This window comes from Mesorhizobium sp. M2A.F.Ca.ET.037.01.1.1 (assembly GCF_003998075.1).
In the GTDB taxonomy this organism is placed as follows: Bacteria; Pseudomonadota; Alphaproteobacteria; order Rhizobiales; family Rhizobiaceae; genus Mesorhizobium.
Genome location: NZ_RZSA01000414.1, coordinates 1 through 5363 on the forward strand (window position 1 = coordinate 1; position 5363 = coordinate 5363).

The following is a 5363-nucleotide window of genomic DNA, read 5'->3' on the forward strand; positions in this document are numbered from 1 at the left end:
CGCTGGTGCTGTGCATCGTCTTTCGCGGATCGCAATCGCTTCCGGTGCTGGCCCGCGACTGGAAGGCTGGGCTGTTCACCGGCGTGCTCAGCGGCGCGGCCTACTGGATCGTCATGTGGGCGATGACCAAAGCGCCGATCGCGTCAGTTGCGTCGCTGCGTGAAACCTCGATCCTGTTCGCCATGCTGATCTCGGTGCTGGCGCTGGGCGAGAAGATGACCGCCTGGCGCGCCACGGCCGCGCTCGGCATCGTCGCCGGTGTCGTCGCGCTGAGAATGGGTTGATTGCCATTCACCCGAACACGGTCATCACCTGGCCGCGCTCGCTGGTGAGGTTCAAGGCGGTCCTCCTTTTGTGTCCCCAAAAGGAGCGATATGTTCCACGGCGGGCAAAGGAGAACGGGACAGCTGCCGGTTTTAAGCCGGCGAGCGGTCACATTTGCGTCACCTCGAGATCGATGACCATCAGCCCCTCGGTGCCGTGTTCAAGCGCGGCGACAAGGCGCGCGCCGGCGCGCTGATGCGCCTCGTGCACGAGATAGGCGTCACGGGCGACGGCATCGCGAAAGTCGATGGTGAAACCGTGCGTTAGACCGCGCGCGAAAGGCTCGGGACTGACATTGGCGCTGAAATGCACCTTGCCCATGCCGTCGATGACGGCGCGCAGCGCTTCGAGGTCGGCATGGATCGCCGCGCGTTCGGTTTCAGGAACGTCATCGCGAAAGCGGACAAAGACGCAGTGGCGGATCATCGTTGATGCCTCAAGCCGCCTGATTGCCCTTGAACACGGCCGGCGGCAACGGCTCGCGGCCTAGGATGAGGTCGGCACCCTTTTCGCCGATCATGATGGTCGGCGCATTGGTGTTGGAAGAGGGGACTCGCGGCATCACCGACGCATCGCAGACGCGCAAGCCCTCGATGCCGCGCAGCCTGAGATCGGGTGTCACCACCGCCATCGCGTCATGGCCCATGCGGCAGGTGCCGACAGGATGATGATCGGTCTTGGAGGTGCGGCAGGCATAATCGAAGAGATCGGCGTCGCTCTGCAGGTTCGGACCCGGAAGCACCTCGCGCAACACATAGGGCTGCAGCGCCTTCTGCCGCATGATCTCGCGCGCCAGCCTGAGGCCCTTGATCGACATGTCGCGGTCATACGGGTCGGACCAGTAGTTCGGATCGATCAGCGGGTGGTCGGCCGGGTCGGCGCTCTTCAGCCGCACCGTGCCGCGCGAGCGGGGACGCAGGAAGGCGGAGTTCAGCGTCACGCCCGGGTTCTTCAGCTTCTCGACGCCGGCCTCGATGCCGGAGCCGAGACCGAGATGGAACTGGATGTCGGGCGAGGCGGCCGTCGGGTCGGCGTACCAGAAGCCGCCGGTCTCGAACAGGCTCGAGGCAACGGGACCCTTCTTGAGTAAGAGGTACTGCAGCCCGGCCCATAGGGTGCGGTGCAGCTTCGCGTAATTGTCATAGGTGTGGTCGCCGGTGCATTCGGCGATGACGAAGAGATCGAGATGATCTTGCATGTTGGAGCCGACGCCTGGCAGGTCATGCACCGGCGTGACGCCGACCGATTTCAGATGATCGGCCGGGCCGATGCCCGACTGCATCAGGAGCTTGGGCGAGCCGATCGCGCCTGACGAGACGATCACCTCGCGTTCGGCGCGCAGGATGGTCTTTTCGCCACCTGGCCTGTCGACGACCTCGACTCCGATAGCGCGGCCCTTCTCGACGACGACGCGGGTGACGAGAACGTCCGTCCGCACCGTCAAATTCTTGCGGGCGCGGATCGGCTTCAGATAGGCGACGGAGGCGGACGAGCGCCGCGCGTTCTTTTGGGTCAGCTGGTAGTAACCGACGCCTTCTTGGGCAGCGCCATTGAAGTCCGGGTTGAAGGGTATGCCCATTTCCTGTCCGGCGCGGAAATAGGCCTCGCAGATCGGCAGCGGCGAGATCGGATTGGAGACGCCGAGCGGACCCTGGTCGCCATGGAAATCGTTGGCGAAGCGCTGGTTGTTCTCGGCGCGCTTGAAATAGGGCAGCACGTCGCGATAGCCCCAGCCGGCGACCCCCTCTTCCTTCTCCCAAGCGTCGTAGTCGCGGGCATTGCCGCGCGTGTAGATCTGGGCGTTGATCGACGAGCCGCCGCCGACGACCTTGGCCTGCGTGTACCAGAAGACGCGGTCCTTCATGTTTCTCTGCGGCACGGTCGACCAGCCCCAGGAGGCGATGCCCTTTGTCATCTTGGCGAAGCCGGCCGGCATGTGGATCAGCGGATGCCAATCCTTGCCGCCGGCTTCCAGGAGCAGGACGGAATTGCCCGGATCCTCGCTCAGCCGGTTGGCGAGAACGCAGCCGGCCGGGCCGGCGCCAACAATGATGTAGTCAGCCATTGTTCCTCACAAGCGTGGCACCGAGAGCGCGCCGTCGACATCGATGACCGATCCGGTCGAAAAGCCGAATTTGCCGGAGGCGAGCGCCGCAACCACGGCGCCGATGTCGGCGGCTTCGCCCCAGCGTTTTGCCGGCACCAGGCCGTCCTCGATCAGCGCGTCATATTTGGCGGAGACGCCAGCGGTCATATCGGTGCGGATGATGCCCGGCCGTACCTCGAACACGCCGATGTTCTCGGGCGCGAGCCGCAGCGCCAGATTCTTCACCCACATTGAAAGGCCGGCTTTGGAAATGCAGTAGTCGGCTCGTTCCGGCGAAGCCATGTTGGCGCTGACTGAAGTGATGGTGATGATCGATCTGGCTGAGCCGGCAGATGCCGCCAGCATAGCCTTGGCGATGGCCTGGCTGAGGAACACCGTGCCGCGCAGATTGATATTCAGCGCGCGGTCGAAATTCTCCGGCTTAAGCTCCAGCAGGTCGCCGCGGACAACGGCGCCGATGCCGGCATTGTTGACCAGGCAATCGATGCGACCGAAGGCGCGCATGGCTGCCTCGACCAGTTTCGAATGGCCGGCGAGATCCGCGATGTCGCATTGGGCGTAAGTGAAATTCGCGCCCCGCCCCACGATCGTGTCGGCAAGGCCGTCGGCAGGTCTCTCGGCAAGGTCGGCCACCAGAATGTCGAAGCCGGCATCCGCCAATGCCTCGGCGCAGGCGAGCCCTATGCCGCGCGCGCCGCCGGTGACGATGGCTGCCGGGCGAGTCATGCCGCAAGCTCCGTCTTTCGAAGGTAATCAGCAACCCGCAGCGCCTGCGCCGCGATCGACAGCGCCGGATTGACCGCGGCGGAGGTCGGCAGGAACCCGCCGTCGACGATGAACAGGTTCCGGTGATCCCAGGCGCGGCAGAAGGGGTCGAGCGGCGAGGTGGCCGGGTCGTTGCCCATCTTCACCGTGCCGCATTGGTGCGAGGGCGTGCGCTTGTCGAAGGGGCGCGACAGCACGATTGGATAGCCGCAGGCGCGCAGGTTCTCGCGCATCACCTTGGTCAGGCCTTCCAGCGACTGCATGTTGGAGCGCCGCCACTGCATGACGATCTCCTTGCCGTCGACCATGATGCGGCTTTCGGGATCGGGCAGGTCCTCGCACATCAGGTACCAGTCGACGGCGTGGCCGGCCATGAAGTCGAGCACGAATTTCGGCATCGTCTTCACATTGGCCTTGAGCATGTTGCCGTCGATCTTGCCGAGCAGTTGCACATTGCCGAGCGGCTTGCCGCCCTTGCCGTCCGACAGATAGTAGTCGTTGAGCATCAGCGTCTTCTGGTAGACGCTATTGTTGCGGCGGCGCGGATCGATCGCCAGCATGGCGCTCGAATTGTGGTTCATGAAATTGCGTCCGACCTGGTCGGAGCTGTTGGCGAGGCCTTTGCCTTTCGCCGAGGGCGAGCGCAGCAGGATGGCGGCCGAGTTGATCGCGCCGGCGGAGAGGATGACGAGCTTCGGCGACAGCGTCTTTTGCGCGCCGTTCTGGGTATAGTGGATGGCGGTGATCGTCTTGCCGTCCGGCGCGGTTTCGAGCCAGTCGACATGGGCGCCGGTTTCCAGGCGGATGTTCGGATCCGTCAGCGCCTCGGCCAGCGGGCCGGTCTGCGCGTCGATCTTGCCCTGGCCGGTGTTGGGGAAGGCGTCCCAGCCGGTCTTGCCTTCCTTCAGCCAGGTCTCGATGTCGACGCCGAGCGGCAGCGATGCCGGATGCAGACCGAGACCTTTCAACTCGGCGCGGGCGCGGGCGATCGGCGGCTCGTCCGGCACCGGCTTGAAGGGATAGGGGATTGAATGGAACGGCTCGGTCGGGTCTTCGCCGAGCGCGCCGCGCACGCGAAAGAGCTGCTCGGCCTTCGAATACCAGGGCTCGAACTCGTCATAGGAAAACGGCCAGGCCGGCGAGACGCCGCCGAAATGCTCGAGCTCGGAGAAATCCTCCTTGCGGTAGCGGATCAGGACGGCGCCGAAGAACTTCGAATTGCCGCCGACATAGTAGTAATTGCCGGGGTTGAAGGGCGCGCCTCCGGCCTCGCGCCACATCTCCTTCGGCCGGTAGTGCTCGTCCAGGAAAATCGATCGCGTCGAGCGCGCATGCGGTGTCGCGGGCAGCGGCTCGCCGCGCTCCAGGATGAGGATCGAGGCACCGCTGCCGGCCAAGCCGGAGGCGATCGTGGCGCCGCCGATGCCGGAGCCGATGATGACGATATCCGCGTTTGTCATAGCTTTTAAAGTATGCGCTTCTCGGTCGCCGGGTCGAAGAACACCGCCTTGCTGAGGTTGAAGGCCAAGGGCGTGCTGGTGCCGGGCTGGATCCTGGCATCGGCTCTCAGCCGCGCCACCACGCCCTTGCCGCCGAGATTGGTGACGGCGAAGGTGTCGGAGCCGGCCGGCTCCACCACCTCGATATGGCAGTCGGCGGTGGCGATGGCGGACCCGTTGCGTTCCGCGCCTTCCGGATCGGTCAGCGCTTCGGGACGGACACCGAAGATGACCTGCTTGTCCTTGAAGGCCGACAGACCGGCGGGCGCGCCGGGCATCGGCAGCACGATCGGCTGGCGCGACTCGCGGTCCAGCACCACCGAAAGGCCGGCGCCATTGCCGTCGATCTTGGCCGGGATCAGGTTCATCGCCGGCGAGCCCATGAAGTCGGCGACGAAGATGTTGGTCGGGTTGTTGTAGATCTCGGCCGGCGTGCCGAATTGCTGCACCTCGCCGTCGCGCATCACCGCGATCTTGGTCGCCAAGGTCATCGCCTCGATCTGGTCGTGCGTGACATAGACAATGGTCGTGCCGGTGGTGGCATGCAGGCGCTTGATCTCGATGCGCATGTCGACACGCAGCTTGGCGTCGAGGTTGGAGAGCGGCTCGTCGAACAGGAAGAGTTTCGGGTCGCGCACCAGCGCCCGGCCCATGGCGACGCGCTGGCG

General features: G+C 64.9%; 6 protein-coding genes. 1 reads left to right on the forward strand and 5 read right to left on the reverse strand.

Annotated elements, in window-relative coordinates; genetic code table 11:
- On the forward strand, window positions 1–284 hold a 284-nt coding region (locus tag EOA27_RS20105), incomplete at its 5' end, for an EamA family transporter (RefSeq protein WP_145970435.1).
- 148 nt (window positions 285–432) lie between these two features.
- Here the strand turns inward: EOA27_RS20105 and EOA27_RS20110 are convergent.
- From EOA27_RS20110 to EOA27_RS20130, 5 genes are all read right to left on the reverse strand, one after another.
- Window positions 433–750: a Dabb family protein gene (locus EOA27_RS20110; protein ID WP_126081440.1), complete on the reverse strand. Its 318-nt coding sequence runs from the start codon at window positions 748–750 to the stop codon at window positions 433–435.
- Between the two features lie 10 nt (window positions 751–760).
- A complete protein-coding gene (locus EOA27_RS20115) occupies window positions 761–2389 on the reverse strand; it encodes a choline dehydrogenase (RefSeq protein ID WP_126081441.1) in 1629 nt (542 codons plus the stop codon).
- A 6-nt stretch (window positions 2390–2395) separates the two neighbouring features.
- Window positions 2396–3157: a 3-ketoacyl-ACP reductase gene (locus EOA27_RS20120; protein ID WP_126081442.1), complete on the reverse strand. Its 762-nt coding sequence runs from the start codon at window positions 3155–3157 to the stop codon at window positions 2396–2398.
- Window positions 3154–4656, reverse strand: a complete 1503-nt coding sequence (locus tag EOA27_RS20125; RefSeq protein ID WP_126081443.1) for a GMC family oxidoreductase — start codon at window positions 4654–4656, stop codon at window positions 3154–3156. Before EOA27_RS20125 ends, EOA27_RS20120 begins: the two co-directional genes overlap by 4 nt.
- Before the next feature lie 5 nt (window positions 4657–4661).
- Window positions 4662–5363, reverse strand: a 702-nt coding sequence (locus tag EOA27_RS20130; RefSeq protein WP_127256965.1) for a TOBE domain-containing protein, incomplete at its 5' end; no start/stop codon positions are given.